1 pseudogene is annotated in these 534 nt (G+C 67.8%); it reads left to right on the top strand.

Annotated features, from left to right (window positions below):
* Positions 1-369, top strand: a pseudogene (locus Q0938_RS19205) (hypothetical protein); the annotation flags it as partial.
* Positions 370-534 lie beyond the last annotated feature (165 nt).

Raw genomic sequence — 534 nt, forward strand, 5'->3', positions numbered from 1 at the left:
TATAATAGCAGAATGTCCCCTTCCTCGGCAGAGGTGACCTATCGCCCGCAGGGTCCCGGCCATCGTGCCCGCACCGCCCGCGTCGATCTCTCCCGCATCGCCGATCTGGAAGCCTGGCTCACCAACCGCCTCGGGCCGCTCGCCAGCTTCGAGCTGCGGCCCATCGCAGGCGCCGACATCGACGCCCCCGATGCCAACTGCGTCGCGAGACTCGACGCTCTCGGATCCCGCCTGACCGCCAGCATGCAGGCCGTGCTCGCCGCGCGCCGTGCTGCGCTCGCCGCGCTGTCCGCCCGGCTGGAGGCCGCGATGTCCGCCGCCCTGCGGCGATCCATTCACCCCGAACCCACAGAGGAGATAGACGCATGATGTTCGACAGGATGCGTGTCTTCGACGCCGGGCGCTTCCACGATGTGGATCTGCCCGACTGGTATCGCGAGGCCCAAAGCCTCAGCCAGACGGAGCGCATCGATTGGCATTGCGCCCTGGAGCGCGTGCTCGATTGCGAATACACGCTGCTGACGGAGGACGGCA

The organism is uncultured Paracoccus sp., from assembly GCF_947496875.1.
In the GTDB taxonomy this organism is placed as follows: Bacteria; Pseudomonadota; Alphaproteobacteria; order Rhodobacterales; family Rhodobacteraceae; genus Paracoccus.